Raw genomic sequence first — 19890 nt, 5'->3', positions numbered from 1 at the left:
CCGCAACCACCACGCCGCAGCAGACGAACTCCGCCGCGTCACCACCGGCACAAACCTGCGCTAGCGTTACCCCGCGACCTGGGGAAATTCGCTGAGCAACTCTGGGGAAATTCGCTGAGCGCCGTCAGTAGAGAATCGCGAGGGCGGCGAACGTACCCCGAGCGCCGTAGGAAAGCTCAAGCAGACCATCGATCTCAGTGTCGTCGAAGATCAGAGCCTTGCCGAGCGCCGCGAACTCGGCATCGAGCGCGGCCCTCGGGAAACCGGGCATCGACAGTTCGCGATCGATCGCCGATCGGAGGCGCGTGAGAAGCGTGTCTGGTCCCGAACCCCACACGCCCTGCTTCAGGAGGGTTCTAGTCAGCCAGCGGATGATCTCAGCGCGTTCCGGCGCGCTGGCAGTGGACTCGAGGAACGAGTCCGCGATGTTCCGCTGGTGCAGGTAGTAAGCGATTGGGATCGCCGCGTTGTTGGCGGTCAGGGACTCGCGGGAGAATCCGGACGACTTCAGGAGGTCGGCGGTGCGTAGCAGGGTAGCCGAAATCTTCGGCCAGTCGTTCTCGACCTTTGCGATGTTCTGGTGAGTGATCGTCTCCACCTTGAATCGGACATCCGCGCCTACGAGGGTGAGCGCCGTTTTCAGGACAAAGTCCTTATCGAAGTTGAACCCGCGCGTGTTCAGTTCGGCGGTGAGGTTCCTGACCTCTTCACGGGCCCCGGGTTCGGTCGACCACTGGTTCGTTGCCATCGACAGTAGGAGGTCCGAGTTAGTGAGCTTCTCACCGCCCTGATTGACGCGGATGAAGATCTCGAGGACCTCGTCGGGGTTCGCTCCTTCTCGTCGATGAGGTAATAGTTCATCGATGGTGTTTTTCGCACGGCTGTATAAAGGGCGCCGAGGCGCCGGGTTCCCTCGCGGATGTCGGGAATTGCGCGCTCGGTGACGACGTCGATGTAGCCCACGGGATCGTCCGTGAGTCTGAACACGTCACCGACCAGAAACCATCGGTCGATCGCCTTGGCGCCTTCTGCCGCTGGTGCGGGGCGGGCTTCGTCCTCCGTCAGGAAGCGGAGGTCGTATTTGAGACCGAGTTCTTCATCCGGAGGGATATCAACCAGATTGAGGTAGAGCCTCTTCTTTGGGTACGCCTGTGAACTCGACGAGCGGCCGTAGCGCCGCCTCGTGGCGTGACTTCCGTACAGCCCGATGTTCAGCGCAGTAAGACGCTGCTGCCCGTCGAGGATCGCCGTGGTGCCAGAATCCGCCGGAACCGTGGCGCGAACGGCATAGGGCTCGTCGCGCTCGTGGTAGTTGGTGAGGAAGTTGTAGAAGACGTAATCCGTCGCCGTTTCCGCGTCCACCTTCCAGAACAGGAACGAGCCCACCGGGTAGCCCCGCAGCAGGCTGTCGAACAGCTTCACGATGTCGTCCGTGTCCCAGACAAACTCTCGCTGGATGGCGGGCAGCAGATACTCGCGCGCGTGAATCTCCCGCAGCACCTGCTCGACGTGCTTCGCTGACTCGAACCCCATGACGCTCCTTCGATGACTCTGAAATGAGGCTATCGAGGGGGTACGACCTGCTCCGCTACCAGCTGGTTTGCAGCCGCATCTCCTTCGCGAGGGCCTTCGGGTCGCGCTTGATCGGGTGCCGATCTGATTGGCCGACAGATCGTTGACATCAAGCTCGACGCGACGATCGCCCAGGCCGTGTGGAACCTAGTTGCTCCCTGAGTTCTAGGGCCACGAGCGCACTACTCGATCGGCGGATTGTCCTTCGTGCTGAGCGAGTGCTTACTAGGACAGTGCCGCTTTCACTGTCTTCGGGTCGCGACCAAGCTCGCGCCCAATAGCGTTGAAGGACAGGCCATGCCGCCGCAGCTTCCGCGCTCGCTCGATCTCAACGTTCGCGAGCGGCAGCCGACCAAGCTCGAGCCCGCGTGACCTGAGATGCTTCGCGATCGTGTTGCGGTGAACACCCCAGCGATCTGCGAGCTCGTAGATCGAGCCCTGTCCATCGCAATACTCATGGACGAGCTGGTCCACGTCAGCAGACGATAAGCGCTTCAGCCGACGACGGGATGCCGGCGTCGTTTCGCGTGGCTCGCCGCCCGCGAGATCGCCGCGATGGAGCATCTCGAACAGTCGGGTAACAGGGGTCGGGAGGTTGTAGAGCGCATCTGTTAGGTGCATGTCGGCGGGATGCTCGATCGCCTCGAGTCGGTACTCGGGTCCTCACGGTTTGGTTCCTTGGATGAGCCGCGGCGTCGGGGTCGTGTGTGGCCATCTGCTCCTCCTATTCGACAGTGGTGGGCGACCGAGACTCGGTCGCCCACCACTGTTAGTGCAGCACTAGGCGGGGTCTACCGTGCGATGCCTGCGCTTTCGGCGGCCGTCGCGGTAGGGATGGGGGTCGGCCCGGTGGGTTGGATGGCCGGGCCGTCAGCTTTTGGGGCGTGCCGGTCCACTCGTGCGGTGTTGTAGCGGAGGGAGGGGCCGACGGCGTCGGCGACGATCTCGGTCCCGGTGCGGGATTCCTGGCTTTCCTGGTCGATCCAGTGCCGGAATTCGAGGTTTCCGGTGACGAGGATGGCGTCGCCTTTGCCCAGGCTGTCGCGGACGTTTTCGGCGGTGCGGCCGAAGACGGTAGCGCGGTGGTATTGCACGCCGGCGTCGACCCATTGTCCGTCTTGGAGTTTGCGGTCGGTGACGGCGACGGTGAACTTGGCGTACTTGACCCCGTTCTCGGTCTCGGCGAACTCTGGCGCGGAGGTGAGGTTGCCTTCGATGGTGATGGGGACCTTGGTCGACATGGTCGTTCCTTTCGTTGTACTGCTCCGGTGTGGAGCTCTCACCTGTTCTTCGCGAAACGCCTAGTTCTCGTCCCGTTCTGGGCGCGCACCCGTTCCGCCGTGTGGAGAACTTGCCCATTCCGCCCAGCCGGGATCGTTCTGGTGTCCTGGTTGCGGGGTGGAGTGCGGTGGGGCGTGGCCGCCGTGGCATTCGCCGTTGTACCAGGTGGAGAGTCGGGGTAGGGCGGCGGCGAGGCGTTCGTGCCAGCCGATGGGTCCGTATCCGGCGTCGACGGTGTCGAAGGAGACGGTCCAGGCGGTGTGCAGGGCGGAGAGTTCTTCGACGAGGGCGGGGTGCCGGTACCAGCAGGCGGGGATCTTGCGTTGCGGGATCTGATACCGGTCGGTGAACCAGTCGACCCAGTCGGCGAGCCGCTCCCAGGTTTCCGGAGCGGTGTCTGAGTTGAGGGTGCGCCAGTTGACGATCGTGACGCCGAGCATGCCCCCGAGCCGGTCCCGCGATTCCTTCTCCCACCCCTCCGGGAGCGAATCGAGAAGCTCGCTGATGTCCTGACCGGTCACGGCTCGGCCCCTTCCTCAAGGAGTTGCGCAATCTTGCCCCGCAACCTCGCGATGGCTTGCGTGGAAGCGGCTCGCCTCGAGATGAGGCCGGAGAGGGCCCGGTCGCGGTCGATGAGTTTGTGCACCCATTCGTGGCAGCGCGGGTGCAACGCAGTGAGGTCTTCGTGCGGTTCGGCGGCGACCCAGCCGTGTGGTCCTTGGCTGACGCCGTGGTAGTCAAGGTGGTGCAGCTCGAGCGTCTTCTCCGTCCCAGTGCCGAGACAGAGGGCGCAACGCAGTGCTCCGTGTTCGTGGCGCTCGGCCATGAACCACTTCGCGCGCCGCCGGTACCAGGCGGGTGAGTGCAGGTAACGGGTGCGGTATGCGGCGCCGTTCCAGGGGGGTTTGCGGTGGTTGGACATCAGCGCCGCTCCCCCGCAGCGGCCCGGCGTGACCGGGCGGCTTCGTATTGCTTGGCGAACACCTGCTCCTGGTCCTGCTCGGTCGCGGTCTTTCCCGCGCTGATGGTGCGGGCGTCGGAACGGTCGGTCCAGCCTTGGAGGTCGAGGAGGACGCCGCGACGGTTCCGGTATGCGAGCAATCCGATCGTGTGGGGCATCCGTCGGATCTCGTCCACGGTCAGGACGGGCACTTTCTCCCGGCTGATGTTCGTGGTGGTGTTGGTGTCGCTGTAGGTGTGGGCTCGAGAGCGGATCCGGCGGGTGCCGAGCAGGGACTCTACGTCGCGGAGGTGGCCGACGTCGCTGGCACCCCCGAGGAGGAGTTTGGCGGTGGCAGCGGACCAGATGGTGTCGGCTTCCGCTTTCGACCATGCCGTCTCCGCCTGCGATAACGCTTGCAGGACGACGACGGTGGAGACGCCGATGCCGCCGCCATCGGCCATAATCCTGGGCAGAGCGGGCCAGGAGAACATGTTCGCAATCTCGTCCAGGATCAGGGCGAGCGGCGGGTCGAGACGCGAGCCCGCGGAAGCGAGGGCTTTCCGACGAGCGGTTTCGACAATGTCGTCCAGGACAGCGCCGAGGAATCCACCGACGGAGCCTGCTCCCGCGCCGGTGCCGATCAGGTACAGCGTGTTCTCCCCGGTCAGGAATGTGTCGGGGTCGAAGGTGTCACCGGGGCGGGGCGTCATGGCATCTCTGATGGCGGGGATGGCTAGAGGACGGACGGCGCCGGAGACACCGAACCAGCTGGAGGCCAGGAGCCGTTCGTCGCCGTTGATGATCGCGTCGAGGTCCTCTGCCCACCCGGCTGTGCCAGCCTCCGTGAGTACGTTGACCGCTTCCAAAGCCAGGCGGGGGTTTGAACCCCACCGTGCCAGGGCGTCCACGTCTCGGCCGGAGACGGCGGCAGCATGCAAGAGTCGGGAGAGAACGGAGGAGGCCACTTGTGCCCATTCCTGATTCTTCGCCGACGCACCCAGGGCGGTGCCGGCGACGATGGCCTGCCCGCGCTGGTCCGCGACGAGGGGGTCTTCGCAGCCGGTGATCGGTGAGATCCGCAGGCTCGAGCGGACACCGGAGAGTTGTTGCGGGTCGAACACGGTCACCTGCCCGCGCCTGGCCCGGGCGGCCATGGTGGCAGAGAGGTTGTCATTCCTGGTGGAGGTGGTGATCAGCGGGCCGGTCCAGTCGAGGATGGCGTTGATGATGAACCGGTATCCCTTCCCGCTGCGAGGTGCGCCTTCCACGACGACGGAGTCCTCGATCGACACGTACACCTCCCGCCCGTGCGAGCGGCCGACCTTCCACCCCACCAACTCCGGCGCCCCCTTCGTGGCCGAAGGGCGCAGGGTGCGGGTCTTCGCGGTCACAGCGTGGGCGGACACGTACCGTCGGATCTCCCCTGTTTTGGCGAACCCGTCCCGGGTTTTCAGGTCGTGGATGAAGTGCTGGTCGGACTGCCGATACCGCAACCACCAGGCCAGCACTACCGCGCCGATCGTGATCACCAGGAGAACGAGGCCGATGCCTGCGATCCGGACACCGGTAACGGAGGGAGTGCAGCCGAGCGGGTATGTGTAGCCGGAGGGGTCGCCGCCGATGGCCCATTGAAGGCCGGCGGCGATGCTTGTCGGGCGTCCTCCGGCCCCGCACTGAAGCCGGATTGTGGCGGCGCCGATGTCACTGGCGAGGACCGCGGCGAGAGCGAGACCGCAGATCAGGTAGAGGGTGGTGAGGGTGCCCCGGTTGCTGTTCATGCTCGTTCGCCTCCGAGGGCGTCGGTGCGGAAGACGGTGAGTTCGTGGTCGGTGCAGATGTTCTTCACTTTCGCCAACCGGTCCGGGCCGATCTGCCACAGCCCTTCCCCCTTGCGGAGTTTCCGGACCACGTCGGCTTGGGTGTCGTTCCAGCCCAGGATCTCCCGGGACCTTGCGATCTCCCCGATGTGTTGGGCGTAGGAGACACGGGTTTCGCAATCAGCGAGGAGGCCCAAGGCGCGGGCGTGCAGGGCCGAGTTGCGGTCGCCGAGGGAGTCCAGGTCGGCGATGCGGTGCAGCAGGTACCAGTTCGAGGTGCCCAGGTGCCTTGCGACTTTTTCGTCTTCGACCCGGTCGGCGAGCTGGTCGCCGCCGGAGACGTCGTTGAGGAGTTCGACGGCAGCTTCCTCATGCACGATGACGCGGGCTTGCCGGTTGCTGCCCAGAGTGGCGCGGCGGATCCAGTTCGCTGTCGCCAACCGGGCCAACGCCTGCGCTTCCGGGGAGGCACCTTTCAGGGCGGACGTGTCGACCACCATCATCGGGGTGTCCGCGTCGAATGCGACGGTGGAGGGTCCGTCGAAGAACCCGGTCAGATCCCCCGATACGAGGCGGCGGAGGGCGTGCGCCAACCGGCGGCCGGCATCGTCTACTTCAACGCCCGCAGTTGTCCGGTCGAGGAGGCGCTGGTAGACGTGCGCAACGGTGACCGTGGTGTGGTCGCGGAGGCCGTCCAACGCGATGTCGAGGGCAGTGTGTTCCACCGGTTCCAAACTGGCGCCGTCGCGGAGGCGGCGGACGATGGTTTTGATGGTGGCGCGCCGGTATTGCAGCACGTTCTGGTTCCACTGCTCATCCGTAAACGCAGAATCGCGTGGTCCTTCGTCGAGGAGGTTGATCCGGGTGGACCGGCCAGGGCCGACGCTGATTGACTTACCGCCGACGTACTCAGCCACACGAACCCATTCCCCGTTCGGATCGTGCGGCACGGCGATCTTCCTGCCCAGGCGGGCAAGCCGGGCGGACCAGGATTTGGCGAGCATCGACTTCCCGGTGCCTTTCACCCCGATGATCGCCACCGAGTGGGAGCGGACAACTTCGGCGGAGTAGGCGTCCCACGGGTCGAAGCAGAACGGGGTGCGGGAGAGCTGGTTCTCCCCGATGTAGGGGCCGGTGAGGATGTCGCCGGTCTCGGCCAGGAACGGGTATGCGCCGCCCAACGTTTTCGAGGACACCCGATGCGGCGGTGGTGCAGCACGGAGGGGTCCGCGCAGGTTCTGCCGGTGCCGCCATCCCCATGCCGGCATGCTCGACTGCGGCAACTCGCCCCGCGGCACCAGGCGACGACCCTGCGCCTCGGCACCTCCCCCGGCGTTCTTGGCGGCTTTCAACGCTCGCGTGTCGCCGACGGCAATCGGTCCCATGATCTGTGCGGGCATGTCAGTTCCCTTCCACCGGCACCGGGAGGGTGCTGGTGACGAACCCAGCAGCTTGCTGCCCGGCCATGGACGCCAGCACCAGGCGGCAGGGGTGGGAGGCTTGTTCGATCTCGGTGCGAGCTCTGCTGAGGGCGTCTTCGGTTTCGGCGGAAATGGTGATGAAACCGCGGATCTTCACGTCCCCGAACCCGTCAACCAAGTCCTCCTCGCGCGCGTTGAGGGCCTCCATCTCCCGCTGATGCGACAGGGTGACCCGGGAGTGCAACCGCAGCCGGATGTCGGCCGCGGTTTCCATGTCGGACTGGGCCCGGTTCACCTCACTAAGGGCTTTGTGGATCGGTACCGGTCGCACCTGCAACGTGATGCACCGGGTCGCGTCCCCCGCATACAGCAGGGGCTCCAGGAATCCGGTGCGCACATCGGTGCGTGGCCACTCGGCGACCCAGAAGGTTTGATGCCAGGACTGGTCCACTCGCAGACTGTTCCAGCCCTCGTCGATCCCCATCACCGGCTGGTTCGACTCCGGAGCCCGGTGCTTGAGGGATTCTCGTTCCCGCCGGTGGGTGGCAGTGACGGGATCGGAGGTGGCGGCCATCAGGTCGTCCAGATCTGTTGCATCCAGCCAGCTGTCCAGGGTCAGTCGGGATCGTTCGATCGTCGGCTCCAACCCTGCGACCCGTTCCTTCAACACAGCAGCAAGCCCGGTCATGCCTCCACCGCCGTCGCGGATGGCGGAGTTCAACGCTGTGGTGGAGAAGGTGAGGGTGACGTAGTTGGTGAATCCCATGGACCGTTTCGCTGCTGCAGCGATCAGGGCAGCGTAGTCCTCGGCCAACTCTTCGGACACGGCCGGGTGCTGCTGGTCGATCCGTGTGGTGAGGTACTCCTCGAGCTGGTTGGTGGATGCGCGGTCCACGCGGATGCGGCAGGTGGCTTCCACCAGTCCGGGCATGTTCTCCAGTGAGGCCACCCATTCCACGAACCCGTCGTACGCTCCCCGTTGCACACCCCGATCCCGTAGTGCCCACGCCGTCGAGCTGACGCGGAGAGTGATCGAGGCGAGGCTGCCGCGCGCGTTGTACACGAATGCGCCCGCCCCTGGGATCTGGATGATGTGCACATCCCCCAACGCGCCGGGCAGCAGGAACCGGGATACCAGCTGGGGTCGGATCGCGTCCTGATGTGCACGACCCACGTCCAGGCTGGCGGTGCTGACCCGCCACCACACATCCCTACGGAACTGGGTCTGCCTTGTGAACGCGCGGTAGGTGTAGCGGGCGGCTTGCCAGATGATCTGCAGAACGGGTTCTCGCCGGTAGGTGGCAACGCCGAAGAAGAACAAGACCGCAGCGACCGGAAGCATCACCCAGATCGCGTTCACGTTCACGAACAGCGTGACAAGCAGCATGCCTACCACCGCAGCGATGACAGCCAGCTGGCTGACGCTGAGGCCAAGGAACACGCCGCGGCGTTCCCGCGCCGCGAACCGGACTCGGGGCGCCCCCTCTTCGGTCAGGACGGTATCTGCGATGAGGGTGCTCATCAGTGGCCTCCCACCTTCACCAGGGCGCGCATCGGCGCGCCTGCCGTGTTAATCCGAGAGACCTGGTCGCGGACGGACATCCGCCGATGCAGAGCTGTGCCGGCCTCAGCGCCAGCAAAGGACACCAACCGGGTGGCCCATAACGGGGAGAACGAGGCGGCGACCACTGCACCGGCTGCGACCAGGAGGACGCCGATGCTGTCCGCGGACTTGGTCAGTTGAATTGCCAGCAGCACCACACCGGCGGCGAGTGGTTTCGCCAACAACAGGCCGGTGGTCAGGCTGGCCCAGCGTTGCGCCCACGCGCTCAGCTTCGGTTGGCCGATCATCATCAGGGCTACGGGCGCCATGGCCGCCAGAGCCAACAGCCCGAACTCGCGGATCGACATCGCAATAAACAAGAACAGCGACGCGATCATCATCAGCGCAACCATGAACAACGCCAGGAAGTAATTGCCGATCGCGTCCTTGTTCGCTGATCCGGATGCGACGAGTTGATATATCGGGCTGCCGCGCAGGAAGTCGGTGCTTTGCATGCCTGCGTTTAGTGCCTTCGAAGGCAGGTCGAAGAGTCCCACTACTCGTAGAAGTGCCTCTTCAATGCTTCCGCCTTGCACTGCTGTGGTGATGTTCTTGGTCACGTCGTCGGTAATGGTGGAGAACTGTTGCATGGCCCACACGCAGGCGGCGCTAAACGGGATCGCGACACCCGCGCCTATCGCCGTGCGGCCGATGCGGTGCCAGTCCTGCAGGACCATTCCGATCCCGATCTGCACGAGCGCGATCAGGAGGATCACCGGAGAGGTGACCGCGACCCAGAACAGGAACTGGGAGTGCGCAATGTTCCAACTGTTCGGGTCGATGTTGGTGTTGAACGAGCCGGCGATCATGGTGCCGACGAAGTCTGCCAGGTTACGGATCACCGATGCCATGAACCCCGCAACAGTTTGCGAGGCTTGGCATCCCCAGTCCGTGACGAAACAGCCGTAGTTGGGGCTCCACGGGTCAGTAGAAGCAGAAAGCAACATGATCCTTCGTCCCTCAGGCGACCTTCAGGGAGGCACCCCAGTTGATGAGCCCGGCGATCCCGGCAGCAACGGCGACACCGGCGATGCAGCTGATCACGCCGACGATGCCCATCTTCTGCACCCGGTTGTTACTGGAGACGTGGCCAACCACGATGAACCCGGCTGCGATCAGCCCGCCAATCACAGCGAGGGTGAGGACGATCGCGAACACCACGTTCGCGATCGACTGCAGTGCGGACACGCCCGGGCCCGAGAAGTCCGGTGACGGGTTCGCAACAGTGAGAAGACCACCGAACCTGGAGTCGATGCGGATAAGGACCTCGTTGGCGGCCGTGGTGATGGAGCTGATCATGATTGCTTCCTCTCGTTCGGTTCCCTTGTTTCGTTGCTGTCGTCGTTGTGGTTATTCGCACGAACCGTTCCGATACGCAGAACGCTTGCTACGCCTTGCAGGGTGAAGCTCGGGAGCCCGGCCTTTGGGGACACGACAGACATGGTCATTCCTTCTCGGCGTTGGCTTTTCGGAGGACCGCGTCCGGAAGTTTGACTGTGAGGGTGGTCGGTTCTCGTTCAGATGGCACGTTGACAACAAGGTCGAGGGTGTCGACACCGGTCGGCAGAAACCAGGCGGCAGCAAAGGCAACGGGCTGGTTGTTTCTGATCGTCCATACGTGGCCGGCGAAGGCCGCCGCTGGCATCCATGGCAGCCGCAGGTGGGCGGCGGCGCGTGGACCGTCCTTGGTGGCGAGCTGTGCGAGTTCCGGGCGGCCTTCGAATCTGGTTCTGCTGAGGCTGGTTCCCGAGACATCTTGCGTGGTGGACGTTCCTTGGGCTGGTCCCCATATCCCGGTCAGAGTGATTTTGAGCACGACGACCGGCGTCCCGGCCGGGAAAAGCTCTTCCCGGGGGTCGCCCTTGAGGCTGCACCCGCAACCGTGAGTCGCCTTGACCGTTCCGGCCGGGTAGACCGAGACGAGTACGGACTTCACCATGCCTTCAGCGATCGGCTTCCCTGATACCGCCTGCGTGGGCTGGGGTACGACCGTGTACTGCTGCGTGTGAGCGTTCACGCCGGGCGCGGCTGCGCAGCCTGTGAGGGTGAGGACCGCGGCCAGTGCGGCTGTGGTGAGGAGCTTCGTGCTTCGGTGCATCTGTCTCTTGTCCTTCTCTGACTGCTTTCACTACTTCTTCGCGATCTGGCGCGTTTTCGGCGCGCAGTTCGTTCAGGGGACCTGGATGTGTTGGTGGTCGCCGGTATCGGCGAACTGAGTCGTGAAGTTCTGCAGTCCGGTGATCGGGTCGCCTGCGGCGGCACGGATGTTGGACTGGCCGAGCCCAGATCCGTGCGGAACGTATGGATCCAGGAGCCGGATCAGTTGCAGGGAGAGGCTGTCGGCCCCGGTGAGGGACTGGTGATTGAGGGCGTAGAAGTCGACGGCTTTGCCTTGCCAGTGCGCGGAGGCTGTACCTGCGCCAGGTGTTTCGCCAGTGCACCGCCGGTTCAGGTCGGACACCCCGACCTGCTGGAAGTTGTTCACCGCGATGACCATGATTTGCAGCACGTGCACATCCAGCACGCAGTCCGGGCTGGCAGTCCCGTTGGCCATATTGATGACCTGTTGCTGGTACCGGTTCTCCAGGAAGGTCAGCTTCCCCGTGTTGATCGCAGCCACCAGCAGGTTCGCTGCCGCGGCCGCGTCGGCGGGAACCTGGCACGCGGCCGGCGCTGTGCCGGTGAGAGCGGCGATGACGTCGCCGGCGGGTTGGTAGTAGGGGGTGTAGTGGTTTGGGTCACGGTTGACCTGGACCCGGTGCGCCAACGCGGAGGGGTCCATCTGTTCCCAGCCGGGAACGGCGGTCATGCGGGTGTAGAACGCTGCAGCTGCGGTGCCGGGGTCGAGGCGTTGCGCCCGGGTGCCGTAGCCGGCGCCTTGCCCGAACACACCGATGGTGGTGTTGTCGACGGCGTCGCCGTGGTCCAGGTTCTGTAGGGAGGATTCGCCCATCCCGGTCATCACGGCGATCTGCTGCCCGTGCTCGTCGATGCCCAGTTGGCGCCCGACCTGGATGATGGTCGCTGCGATCACCAGCTGGTCGTGACCGTACCCGTCCACTACCTGACCGGCCTGCACGGTCGGCGACCCGCCAAGACATGCCCCCGTGTACCCGGTGGCTGTTGCCGAGCCCATGGCCAGAACGATGCCGACCGGCAGCAACGCCACCGCCAGCGGCACGACGACCAGGATGCCCGCGATCACGAGCAGGAGCTTGCGGCCGGTCTTTGTCCGGGTCGTCAGGGTGAGGGCGGTGGCGGTCATGGTTGGGATTCCCGGTCGAGCACGATCTGCGCGATCGTCAAGAGGCGTTTCGTGATGGCCAGCCGTGCCCGCGCGGAGCCGGGATGGATGCCCAGGCGTTGCGCCAGCACAGCACCGGATTCGTCGAGGTACTCGGCCGCTTCCCGGTACCCGCCGGTGGGCGGCAGGCAGTTGATCAGAAGACTGCCGGTGCGGGGCAGGTCGAGATCGATCGCGGCCAACGCTGCCCGGACCGTGTAGGTGACGTGACAGACATGGTCCCGGATCGAGCGCAGCCGGCGCTCGGTGATCTGGTGACGAGCTGCGACGGTCTCCGTGTTCCCGCTTTCGAACGCGAGATCCGTGATCACCTCCCACTCCTCAATGCCGACGAAGTCGGCAACCAGGCTGATCCACCGGTGCAGGTCGAACCGGTGCACCAACCCGGCCAGCACATCGGTGTCCCGCGGGACCGGTGGGTCTTCGCGAAGCTCCTCGGTGTCGGAATGCTGGAAGTGGTAGCGGTGCACGATGTTGCGGGTGATGCCGAACACGAACCTGCTCGGATTTCCTCGGCTTGGATCGAACGTGTCGGCTTTCCGCCACACCGTCTCGCGTGCTTCCTGTAAGACAGCCTCCACGTCGTTCGGACGAGCGGGCAGCTGATGCACCACGTAGCCGCGCATGTCATCCACCGCATGCAGCAGCACGTGCATGTCGGCGCGCGTTGTGGTGGATTCTTCGACGGTCCCCCATGACATCGTGTTCAGGCTCCTTCCACGGAGTCAGACGGTTTCTGTAGCTGGTTCGGGAACTGCTCCCGCAACGCCGCCAACCGGCGACGGCCGGTACGCACCGATGTGCCGGCAAGAGCGGCCACCAGCGCCCCCGTCAGCGGCTGTCCCGCATCACGGGCTGCCTGCAATGCCGCCACCAGCTCCTGGTTTGAGTCGTTGGACTTCCCCACAGTCGGTACCGGCGCCGCGGGGGCGACTGGTTGTCTGGTATTCGCGTCGACCATCACCACGAGTAGGTGAGTGGCAACCAGCAACGCGATCGCCGGAATCGCCGAAACGGCGGTAGCGAGAACGATCGGGACCCTGAGGTCCGCGACCTGGGAAGCGTGCACGGCGTTCCCGATCACGCTGATCGCAGCGAAAAAGCTGAGTGCCGTCCACGGGTACCAGGTCATCCGGGGTGAGCGTCCCTTCAACGCGAACGCTGCACCGGTGGCCACGACGATGAACCCGTCCACGATCAGAGGCCACAGGAACGCCAACTGGCGATCGATCCCCGACAACGTCGCCAAGTCGATCAGGGACGAGAACGAAAGAGTGAAGCCGCCCCCCGCGAGCAACGCCACAGCCATCGCGGTGACCCACACGAGGATCCGACCGTTGGTGCGCGGCGTGGTCGGACCCTCAGCCATCGGAACTCACCGCCTCCCGAAGGAGCGACGCTGGTGTGTCGTGGTGCTGATGCGCTGAACGTAGACCATCGACTAGGAAAGTAACCCCTCGAACGGGGCTAGACAGAAGCGACGCGCCGCGGCTTTTCCGGCCGTTCACTGGCACGACTCACAGTCGGTTTCCGTGGCCGGATCAACCGGAACGAGGTAGCCATCGACCACAGTCACCAGGTCCGTCTCGGCCGGCATCATGCCAGCGCTCCGGTTCTGGTCTGGGCGCTGGCCTCGATCCACGCCAGCACCTCGGACCGCTTGTACAGCACCGTGCGCGGCGTCGGCTTATAGAACCGCGGCCCCGTACCGTGGTAGCGCAACTGAGCCAAGGCGCCCACCGAGATCCCCGTGAGCTCCTCAACTTCGACCGGCTGAATGTAATCCCCCAACATGACCCACTCCCGTCGTACTGACAGTGACTGAATGACATTGCTGTCATTTCGACGGTAGGACGCTTTCGTTGGATTGACAAGTGCCGAAGGCGTATTCTGTTGAAATGGCGGAACCGGGAAAGACCAGCGGCATCGGACAACGCATCAAGGAACTCCGCCGACGCCGCGGATACCGCTCCACGACGGAACTGGCCGAACGAGTCCTCGGTGGGAACGTGACCGCCGCCGTCCTCGAGAACATCGAATCCGGCCGCAAAGCCGACCTCAGCGTCAGCCAACTCCTGAACATCGCACGCGCGTTACGAGTACCCCCCGCCTATCTGCTCGCAGACATCACCGCCCCGGGAAGCAGCCTCGACCTCCCCAACCTCAGCGATGACTTCGCTGAAATGACAGCTGGCGAGTTCGAAGCCTGGTTCAGCGGCACCCTCGCCGGCGACTATCGCTCCCCCGACCCGGATGAACGCCTCGACCTCCTGCAGCTGGAGGCATATCGGACGCTCTCCAGACTCCGGCGCGAGATGGTCCGCCAAGCCGCCGCGAATGAAGCCCTCCGAGACCAAGGTGTCAGCGCTCAAGGATCCCGGTCGGTCGCACTCGAGGCCGAGGCAGCAGAGCTGGAGGACTATCTGCAACGCGCAGGCTGGACGATCAGCTAGCTGAGAGGTGGAGGCGTGGGGTTCGTTTCGGCGTATGAGACTGCCGCTGGTCGGAGATACCGGGTTCGGTACCGCAAGCCCGATCATTCTGAGGGCCAAAAGCGAGGCTTCAAAACAAAGCGCGACGCGGAGGTCTTCCTCGCTACGGTTGAGGTGGGAAAGGCAACTGGTCAGTTCATCGATCCGGGCGCTTCCCGCATCCTCGTGTCCGAGCTTGGGCCGCAGTGGTTGGGCACTCGCGTCAACCTCAAGCCGTCGTCACTGAAGCCAGTACAAAGTTCTTGGCGCGTGTACGTCGAGCCAAAGTGGGGTAGCTGGTCTATTGGCTCGATCTCCCACTCGGAAGTGCAGTCGTGGGTAAGCGCTTTGGCGGCTGGTCGTTCGGCGACGACAGTGCTTAGGGCATATGGCGTTCTCGCCGCGATACTTGATGCGGCGGTGCTGGATAAGCGCATCCCGGTCAATCCGGCTCGCAACGTCAAGCTGCCCCGCAAGGTTCCGAAAGCACACGTCTACCTCACCCATCAAGAGGTTGAGCGTCTTGCCAGGCACTCCGGCGACCATGCAGCGCTCGTCTACGTTCTTGCATATACCGGCTTGCGCTGGGGTGAAGCGATCGGGCTTCGGGTCAAAGACCTTGATCTAAAGGCGCGCCGGATAAGCGTTGTCGTGAATGCCGTTGAGGTCGGCGGATACATCGAGGTCGGAACACCAAAGACGCATAAGCGTCGTGCGGTGGCGATTCCGGACTTCCTGGTGCCGCACCTGGAGCAGCAAATCTCCGGGAAGGCACCAACCGACTTGGTATTCGCCGGTCCGAACGGCTTCCATATGCGGCGCACACGCGTGAGCGCTGGCAGCAAATCGTGGTTCAAGACCGCGCTTCGTACCGCCGAGCTCAATCCGATGACCTTGCACGATCTGCGCCACACTGCGGCCAGCCTTGCCATCAGCAGCGGAGCCAATGTCAAGGCGGTGCAACGGATGCTGGGACATGCGTCGGCAGCCATGACGCTCGACACGTACGCGGACCTTTTCAACGACGACATTGATCGCGTCGCGACGGCGCTCGATCGCGATCGATCGAAAGCAGTGCAATTCACAACGAGCACGTTCTGATCGCCGCTGGGGTCGGCTGTTTCAGCTGAATTGCGGCCAAAATGCGGCCAAACGCGCGATCCGGAGATACGAATCGGGCCCGAATTCCGCGTGATTCCGCGGAATTCGGGGCCGTATGGCTTGGCGGAGACGGAGGGATTTGAACCCTCGGTCCCCTTACGGGGACTCCACCTTAGCAGGGTGGTGCACTAGGCCTGACTATGCGACGTCTCCTTGCATACCCGCCGCGGCGGACACACGCCCACCATCATAACTGACGGCCGGGACGGGTCGAACCGCCGTGGGCGGCGCGACCGCGTCAGCCCGCGCCGTTCGAGCAGGTCTGGGTCGCCGCGGTCTGGCCGTGCACGTTCGTGCTGAGCGGCACGGGCGTGGACGACGGCGACGGGGTTGCTGTGGCCGTGCTCTTCTTGCTCGAGCTCTTGCTGCTACTCGGCGACGCGGCCGCGCTCGGCTGCTGGGCCGGCTGGTCGGATGCCGTGACGGATCCGTCGCCCGTGCCGCCCGTGATCTGCACGTATTGGTCGCTCTGGATCGCGGTGTTCAGCGTCTGCGCTGCGTTGTCGTCGGGGACGACACGGTTCGGGTTATCCGGATCTGCCACCGTCGGATACTGCACGAACGCGATGTTGCTCCAGTTGAGCCCCTTGAGCGCTGTGGCGATCTGGTAAAGCGTCGTCACGTTGTTGAGACTGTCGGAGAGCGTCACGTTGCTCGTCGTTGCCTTGGCCAGCCCCCACACCTTGACCGGGTTCGTCAGCGTGCCGTTGCTCATGATGGTGCGCACGAGTGAGGAGAGGAACACCTGCTGGTTGCTGATGCGCGACAGGTCTGATCCGTCACCAACACCGTGCCGGGTGCGCAGGAACTCGGCGGCGTTCTGCCCCTGGAGCGTCACCTCGCCTGCGGGCAGGTTGAGGCTCGTGTCCGGGTCGTCGATGCCGTTGCCGCCGATGCACACCTGCACTCCGCCGACCGCGTTCGACATCGCCACCACGCCGTTGAACGTTATGAGCGCGGCGAACGGGATCTTGATGCCGGTCATCTGGGTGACGGTGTCGGCCACGCAGCTCATGCCGCCCTCGGACAGCGTGGTGTTGAACTGCGCCAGATCCTGGGCGTCGTTGTTGCCGCACGCGGGGATGGGCACCATCAGGTCGCGCGGAAAGCTCACCACTATCGCGTGGCTGTGATCCTTCGAGAGATGCAGGAGCATCGTCACGTCGTTGTTGCCGACGCCCGAGCTATCGTTCAGCGTGCCCCAGGCATCCCCCTGCCCGCTGCGGGTGTCGGAGGCGGCGACCAAGATGTTGACTCCGCCCTTGAGGGCTGCGATGTTCGGGATCGCCTGCGACCCCGCGCCGTTCAAGTGGAACGACTTGTGGGTGTCGCTCACGAGGTTCACGGCGGCGACACCGGCGATGCCGAGCACACTGACAGCTGCAACGGCCACCACTGAAGCGACGATCTTGCCGAACGTGGCCCACGGATTCGAGCGCAGGCGACCATGGCGTGCGATGGCGCGGGGCGAACGTGCCGACCGGGCGGCGGCGCGCGTGTGTCGAGTGCCATCGACGGGGATGCGTCGTTCGGCCATGTGCACCGCCTCTCGTGCGCGCTCTTGAGTCTGCGCTGTCTGGTCTTGGTCTCACCCTGAACCGTGGTTTCATCAGGACTTCAGTCGAGGCTAAACGACTCAGATAGGTGAACACTGGCATTTGCTGAAGGAATGATGAGAGCGCCTCAACCGAGCCTCGCGGCCGCCCCGCCGTTGGCGGGCGCGACTACCGAGCCGAGCGCTCCGCCACATCGATCAGCCAGTCGAATGCGACCGGCAACGCGCCCAGCACGGAGATATGGCCGTCGTTGGGGCGCAGCCAGAACTCGCCCGATCCAAGCAGGGCGGCAAGCCACTCTCCGTGGCTCAGGGGAACGACGCGATCGCGACCACCCTGCACGTGGAGGGTCGGGCATCCGATCGTCGACAGCTCGAAACCCCAGGCGGTGGTGAACGCGACATCGTCGTCGATCTCGCCCCACGGCGGCTCACCCCCTTCGGTCGCCTCGACGGATGCCCGGTTGGCGTCGGCCCCGAGCGGCGCCCACTCGGCCTGCAGCGCCGCCCAGTCCAGGTCGATGAAGCTCGACTCGTCGAACTCCGCCGTCTCGCCGTAGCGCTGCCGTTCGTCGCGCCCGCCCCGAAGCGCTCCGGAGAGCGCGCCAGGCGAGGCCATGCCCGCGAACCAGTCGTAGGCATCCGTATATGGCGCAATGCCGGCGAGCGTCACGGCGCCGATCACGTGGTCGGGGTCGAGCGCCGCGCACGCCAGAGCGTGCGGCCCACCGCCCGATGCCCCGACGGCGGCATACCTGTCGAGGCCAAGTGCCGCGGCGACCGCGACCGCGTCTGCAGCGGCATCGGCAACGGTGCGGCCCGGCAACACCGAGGTTCCGGGATATCCCGCTCGCGCACAAGAAACAACACGGATGCCCCGCGCCGCCGCGGCCTGCACGACCGGCTCGAGCACGCGCCCGGTTTGCGGCGTGCCGTGATGCCAGATCACGGTGAGGGCGGCGCGTGGGTCGTCCCGGCGACCGCCGGCCGAATCAGGCGATGGCTCACCGCCAGCATGGGCGCCGGCGGTCTCGGGCACGCCGGTGTCCCAGAACCTCACGGTGCGTCCGTCGGGCAGTTCGAGTTCTCGTTCGGTCGCCATGGTTCCTCCGCTCCGTTTCACCGTACCGAAGGCATCAGCGTGCTATGCGCGATTGGTTCGAGAGCATCCCGCCCGCCCCGCAGCGGAGCCCGCGCCGGTAGCGTTAAGCGCCGGAGCAGAGGAGGCGTCGTGGGCTGGTTCTCGCGTTGGCGCAAGCGGCGCATCCTCAAGCCGTACAACGACGCCGCCGTGGTGGTGCCGCCGCAGGCCACCGTCGAGCAGTCCGTCTCCGAGGGAATGATGATCGCGGAGTACGCGGTACGCCTGCGCCTGAAGAACGCCATCGCGGTCGACGCGGTCGTGTCCCCGCGGGCGTACGACGCGCGCACGTATCTGCCGCAGGCATCCGCTGCCTTTCAGGAGCTCGCCGACCAGTCGCAGGAAGCATCCGACCGCCTCACCGAGGAGCTTGCCCGTACGGCCGGGAGGTCGGGACGCGCAGAGCACGTGCACGACTACCGCAGGGGCGACGAGGCGAACGTGCGGCACCGGCTCATGGTTGCGACGGAGGCCGCGTCGGCGCTGCGCGAGAAGATCGGCGAAGAGGACTACCTACTCGATCTCATCGAGCAGGCGCGGCGGGATGCCTGGGACGAGGTGAGCGCATCGCTCGTCGATCACGCGCTGCAGTACACGAACGCGCCTGCGCCCCTGGATGAGGTTGACCGCGACATCGAGCTCGCCACGCTTCGCGCCGAGCTGGAGGCTCTCACGAGCGACGCGTGATGGGGGCTGCGGGCATCGGGTGCCGCCGGTGAGTAGCGCGTGTAGCGGGGGCTGCTGCCGGTTGAGTGGCCCGCGTAGCGGGCACTACCGGCGGTTGAGTGGCCCGCGTAGCGGGCACCACCGGCGGTTGAGTAGCCCGCGTAGCGGGCGTATCGAAACCGAGCTGGGTGGTGGGTTTCGATACGCGGCTTCGCCGCTACTCAACCCGCGGTAGGGGCTTCGCCGCTACTGGGCCCGCGGTGCCGGGCGGAGGCCGGCCGTGAGGAGGTCGAGCATGCGGCGGACGCGCTTGGCGTCTTTGGCGTCGCCCGTCGCGACGAAGATGCCGACCAGCATGGTCGTGAGGTCTTCCGCGTCGATGTCGGGGCGGATGCTCCCATCCGCTGCGCCAGCCGCCAGCAGCCCGCCGACGGTCTCGTTGATGCGATCGCGCGTCTCGCTCTTGCGGATCGCACCTGACGCAAGCGCGACGCGAAGGGCATCCGCCATTCCCTGCTTGGTCGCAACGAACCGCGTGTAGCGATCCATCCACAGCCGCAGCGCCTCGAAGCCGTTGTGGCTCTCGAGCAGCGGCGCCGCCGACGCCACCACCTCGTCCAGCTCGCTCCGGTGCAGAGCCTCCACGAGCACCTCACGCGTCGGGAAGTTGCGATACAGCGTGCCGATCCCGACTCCCGCAGCTCTGGCGATCGCCTCGAGCGAGACCGGTGCGCCGCTCGGTGCGGCCTCGAAGGCGTCACGGGCCGCGTCGAGCAGAAGAGCTCGATTGCGTGCGGCATCAGCACGTAGCTTCGGCTGCGTGGCTGCCGCCGGCCCCTCGCTCTGGCCTTCGCCAGACAGGCTCCCGGGGGCAGGATGCAGCGCCTCCGCTGACAGGGATGCATCGCCTCTAGACAACCGGAGGCACCTCCGTTACGCTCGTGATCGTAAGCGG

Annotated in this window: 22 protein-coding genes and 1 tRNA gene; 3 read left to right on the top strand and 20 right to left on the bottom strand. The window is 65.2% G+C overall.

Annotated features, from left to right (window positions below):
• Nucleotides 1-124: 124 nt before the first annotated feature.
• The 16 genes from ACO2Q7_RS12460 to ACO2Q7_RS12385 form a co-directional block, all read right to left on the bottom strand.
• The gene (locus ACO2Q7_RS12460) at nucleotides 125-748 is read right to left on the bottom strand and encodes a hypothetical protein (protein WP_423355916.1); all 624 of its coding nucleotides are present in this window, start codon (nucleotides 746-748) and stop codon (nucleotides 125-127) included.
• Complete coding sequence (locus tag ACO2Q7_RS12455; RefSeq protein WP_423355915.1) at nucleotides 679-1533, bottom strand: DUF262 domain-containing protein; 855 nt, start codon at nucleotides 1531-1533, stop codon at nucleotides 679-681. The genes ACO2Q7_RS12460 and ACO2Q7_RS12455 overlap by 70 nt, the downstream gene beginning before the upstream one ends.
• A gap of 264 nt (nucleotides 1534-1797) precedes the next feature.
• Nucleotides 1798-2046: a helix-turn-helix domain-containing protein gene (locus tag ACO2Q7_RS12450; RefSeq protein WP_423355914.1), complete on the bottom strand. Its 249-nt coding sequence runs from the start codon at nucleotides 2044-2046 to the stop codon at nucleotides 1798-1800.
• Between the two features lie 317 nt (nucleotides 2047-2363).
• The gene (locus ACO2Q7_RS12445) at nucleotides 2364-2813 is read right to left on the bottom strand and encodes a single-stranded DNA-binding protein (RefSeq protein ID WP_423355913.1); all 450 of its coding nucleotides are present in this window, start codon (nucleotides 2811-2813) and stop codon (nucleotides 2364-2366) included.
• A gap of 60 nt (nucleotides 2814-2873) precedes the next feature.
• Nucleotides 2874-3374, bottom strand: coding sequence for a hypothetical protein (locus tag ACO2Q7_RS12440; RefSeq protein WP_423355912.1), 501 nt, complete (start codon nucleotides 3372-3374; stop codon nucleotides 2874-2876).
• On the bottom strand, nucleotides 3371-3775 hold the full coding sequence (locus ACO2Q7_RS12435; protein WP_423355911.1) for a hypothetical protein: 405 nt from the start codon (nucleotides 3773-3775) through the stop codon (nucleotides 3371-3373). The genes ACO2Q7_RS12440 and ACO2Q7_RS12435 overlap by 4 nt, the downstream gene beginning before the upstream one ends.
• Nucleotides 3775-5574 carry a type IV secretory system conjugative DNA transfer family protein gene (locus ACO2Q7_RS12430; RefSeq protein ID WP_423355910.1) on the bottom strand — a complete coding sequence of 600 codons (1800 nt, stop codon included), beginning with the start codon at nucleotides 5572-5574 and terminating at the stop codon, nucleotides 3775-3777. The genes ACO2Q7_RS12435 and ACO2Q7_RS12430 overlap by 1 nt, the downstream gene beginning before the upstream one ends.
• Nucleotides 5571-7013, bottom strand: coding sequence for a hypothetical protein (locus ACO2Q7_RS12425; protein WP_423355909.1), 1443 nt, complete (start codon nucleotides 7011-7013; stop codon nucleotides 5571-5573). Before ACO2Q7_RS12425 ends, ACO2Q7_RS12430 begins: the two co-directional genes overlap by 4 nt.
• A 1-nt stretch (nucleotide 7014) precedes the next feature.
• Nucleotides 7015-8556, bottom strand: coding sequence for a PrgI family protein (locus ACO2Q7_RS12420; RefSeq protein ID WP_423355908.1), 1542 nt, complete (start codon nucleotides 8554-8556; stop codon nucleotides 7015-7017).
• Nucleotides 8556-9584 (bottom strand): hypothetical protein, encoded by a 1029-nt coding sequence (locus ACO2Q7_RS12415; protein ID WP_423355907.1) that lies wholly within the window; start codon nucleotides 9582-9584, stop codon nucleotides 8556-8558. Before ACO2Q7_RS12415 ends, ACO2Q7_RS12420 begins: the two co-directional genes overlap by 1 nt.
• 13 nt (nucleotides 9585-9597) lie before the next feature.
• Nucleotides 9598-9936, bottom strand: a complete 339-nt coding sequence (locus ACO2Q7_RS12410; protein WP_423355906.1) for a hypothetical protein — start codon at nucleotides 9934-9936, stop codon at nucleotides 9598-9600.
• Between the two features lie 145 nt (nucleotides 9937-10081).
• The gene (locus tag ACO2Q7_RS12405; protein WP_423355905.1) at nucleotides 10082-10576 is read right to left on the bottom strand and encodes a hypothetical protein; all 495 of its coding nucleotides are present in this window, start codon (nucleotides 10574-10576) and stop codon (nucleotides 10082-10084) included.
• Nucleotides 10577-10807: 231 nt separating this feature from the next.
• Nucleotides 10808-11902 (bottom strand): hypothetical protein, encoded by a 1095-nt coding sequence (locus ACO2Q7_RS12400; protein WP_423355904.1) that lies wholly within the window; start codon nucleotides 11900-11902, stop codon nucleotides 10808-10810.
• On the bottom strand, nucleotides 11899-12642 hold the full coding sequence (locus ACO2Q7_RS12395) for a sigma factor (RefSeq protein WP_423355903.1): 744 nt from the start codon (nucleotides 12640-12642) through the stop codon (nucleotides 11899-11901). The genes ACO2Q7_RS12400 and ACO2Q7_RS12395 overlap by 4 nt, the downstream gene beginning before the upstream one ends.
• A 5-nt stretch (nucleotides 12643-12647) precedes the next feature.
• The gene (locus tag ACO2Q7_RS12390; RefSeq protein ID WP_423355902.1) at nucleotides 12648-13310 is read right to left on the bottom strand and encodes a DUF2637 domain-containing protein; all 663 of its coding nucleotides are present in this window, start codon (nucleotides 13308-13310) and stop codon (nucleotides 12648-12650) included.
• A gap of 227 nt (nucleotides 13311-13537) precedes the next feature.
• Nucleotides 13538-13735: a helix-turn-helix transcriptional regulator gene (locus ACO2Q7_RS12385; protein WP_423355901.1), complete on the bottom strand. Its 198-nt coding sequence runs from the start codon at nucleotides 13733-13735 to the stop codon at nucleotides 13538-13540.
• A 104-nt stretch (nucleotides 13736-13839) separates the two neighbouring features.
• On the opposite strand from ACO2Q7_RS12385, the gene ACO2Q7_RS12380 reads away from it, so the two are divergent.
• Entirely contained in the window at nucleotides 13840-14394 is a 555-nt protein-coding gene (locus ACO2Q7_RS12380) for a helix-turn-helix domain-containing protein (protein WP_423355900.1), read from the top strand.
• A 15-nt stretch (nucleotides 14395-14409) separates the two neighbouring features.
• Nucleotides 14410-15513: a tyrosine-type recombinase/integrase gene (locus ACO2Q7_RS12375; RefSeq protein ID WP_423355899.1), complete on the top strand. Its 1104-nt coding sequence runs from the start codon at nucleotides 14410-14412 to the stop codon at nucleotides 15511-15513.
• Nucleotides 15514-15634: 121 nt separating this feature from the next.
• Here ACO2Q7_RS12375 and ACO2Q7_RS12370 read toward each other — a convergent pair.
• From ACO2Q7_RS12370 to ACO2Q7_RS12360, 3 genes are all read right to left on the bottom strand, one after another.
• Nucleotides 15635-15726 (bottom strand) — tRNA-Ser (locus ACO2Q7_RS12370).
• 85 nt (nucleotides 15727-15811) lie between these two features.
• The gene (locus ACO2Q7_RS12365; protein WP_423355898.1) at nucleotides 15812-17110 is read right to left on the bottom strand and encodes an LCP family protein; all 1299 of its coding nucleotides are present in this window, start codon (nucleotides 17108-17110) and stop codon (nucleotides 15812-15814) included.
• A 187-nt stretch (nucleotides 17111-17297) separates the two neighbouring features.
• Nucleotides 17298-18230 (bottom strand): alpha/beta fold hydrolase, encoded by a 933-nt coding sequence (locus ACO2Q7_RS12360; protein WP_423355897.1) that lies wholly within the window; start codon nucleotides 18228-18230, stop codon nucleotides 17298-17300.
• A 129-nt stretch (nucleotides 18231-18359) separates the two neighbouring features.
• Here ACO2Q7_RS12360 and ACO2Q7_RS12355 point away from each other — a divergent pair, with 129 nt between their 5' ends.
• On the top strand, nucleotides 18360-18956 hold the full coding sequence (locus ACO2Q7_RS12355) for a hypothetical protein (protein WP_423355896.1): 597 nt from the start codon (nucleotides 18360-18362) through the stop codon (nucleotides 18954-18956).
• A 225-nt stretch (nucleotides 18957-19181) separates the two neighbouring features.
• On the opposite strand, the gene ACO2Q7_RS12350 is transcribed toward ACO2Q7_RS12355, so the two are convergent.
• Nucleotides 19182-19853, bottom strand: coding sequence for a TetR/AcrR family transcriptional regulator (locus ACO2Q7_RS12350; protein WP_423355895.1), 672 nt, complete (start codon nucleotides 19851-19853; stop codon nucleotides 19182-19184).
• Nucleotides 19854-19890: the final 37 nt, after the last annotated feature.

Origin of the sequence: Rathayibacter sp. KR2-224 (assembly GCF_049446075.1) — a bacterium.
Classification (GTDB): Bacteria; Actinomycetota; Actinomycetes; order Actinomycetales; family Microbacteriaceae; genus Humibacter.
This window is presented reverse-complemented; position numbering and strand designations above follow the sequence as displayed.

Coding starts and splice junctions, on each gene's coding strand:
- ACO2Q7_RS12460 (WP_423355916.1), bottom strand. CDS start 748: ATGGCAACGAACCAGTGGTCGACCGAACCCGGGGCCCGTGAAGAGGTC.
- ACO2Q7_RS12455 (WP_423355915.1), bottom strand. CDS start 1,533: ATGGGGTTCGAGTCAGCGAAGCACGTCGAGCAGGTGCTGCGGGAGATT.
- ACO2Q7_RS12445 (WP_423355913.1), bottom strand. CDS start 2,813: ATGTCGACCAAGGTCCCCATCACCATCGAAGGCAACCTCACCTCCGCG.
- ACO2Q7_RS12435 (WP_423355911.1), bottom strand. CDS start 3,775: ATGTCCAACCACCGCAAACCCCCCTGGAACGGCGCCGCATACCGCACC.
- ACO2Q7_RS12430 (WP_423355910.1), bottom strand. CDS start 5,574: ATGAACAGCAACCGGGGCACCCTCACCACCCTCTACCTGATCTGCGGT.
- ACO2Q7_RS12425 (WP_423355909.1), bottom strand. CDS start 7,013: ATGCCCGCACAGATCATGGGACCGATTGCCGTCGGCGACACGCGAGCG.
- ACO2Q7_RS12420 (WP_423355908.1), bottom strand. CDS start 8,556: ATGAGCACCCTCATCGCAGATACCGTCCTGACCGAAGAGGGGGCGCCC.
- ACO2Q7_RS12415 (WP_423355907.1), bottom strand. CDS start 9,584: ATGTTGCTTTCTGCTTCTACTGACCCGTGGAGCCCCAACTACGGCTGT.
- ACO2Q7_RS12410 (WP_423355906.1), bottom strand. CDS start 9,936: ATGATCAGCTCCATCACCACGGCCGCCAACGAGGTCCTTATCCGCATC.
- ACO2Q7_RS12405 (WP_423355905.1), bottom strand. CDS start 10,576: ATGGTGAAGTCCGTACTCGTCTCGGTCTACCCGGCCGGAACGGTCAAG.
- ACO2Q7_RS12400 (WP_423355904.1), bottom strand. CDS start 11,902: ATGACCGCCACCGCCCTCACCCTGACGACCCGGACAAAGACCGGCCGC.
- ACO2Q7_RS12395 (WP_423355903.1), bottom strand. CDS start 12,642: ATGTCATGGGGGACCGTCGAAGAATCCACCACAACGCGCGCCGACATG.
- ACO2Q7_RS12390 (WP_423355902.1), bottom strand. CDS start 13,310: ATGGCTGAGGGTCCGACCACGCCGCGCACCAACGGTCGGATCCTCGTG.
- ACO2Q7_RS12385 (WP_423355901.1), bottom strand. CDS start 13,735: ATGTTGGGGGATTACATTCAGCCGGTCGAAGTTGAGGAGCTCACGGGG.
- ACO2Q7_RS12380 (WP_423355900.1), top strand. CDS start 13,840: ATGGCGGAACCGGGAAAGACCAGCGGCATCGGACAACGCATCAAGGAA.
- ACO2Q7_RS12365 (WP_423355898.1), bottom strand. CDS start 17,110: ATGGCCGAACGACGCATCCCCGTCGATGGCACTCGACACACGCGCGCC.
- ACO2Q7_RS12360 (WP_423355897.1), bottom strand. CDS start 18,230: ATGGCGACCGAACGAGAACTCGAACTGCCCGACGGACGCACCGTGAGG.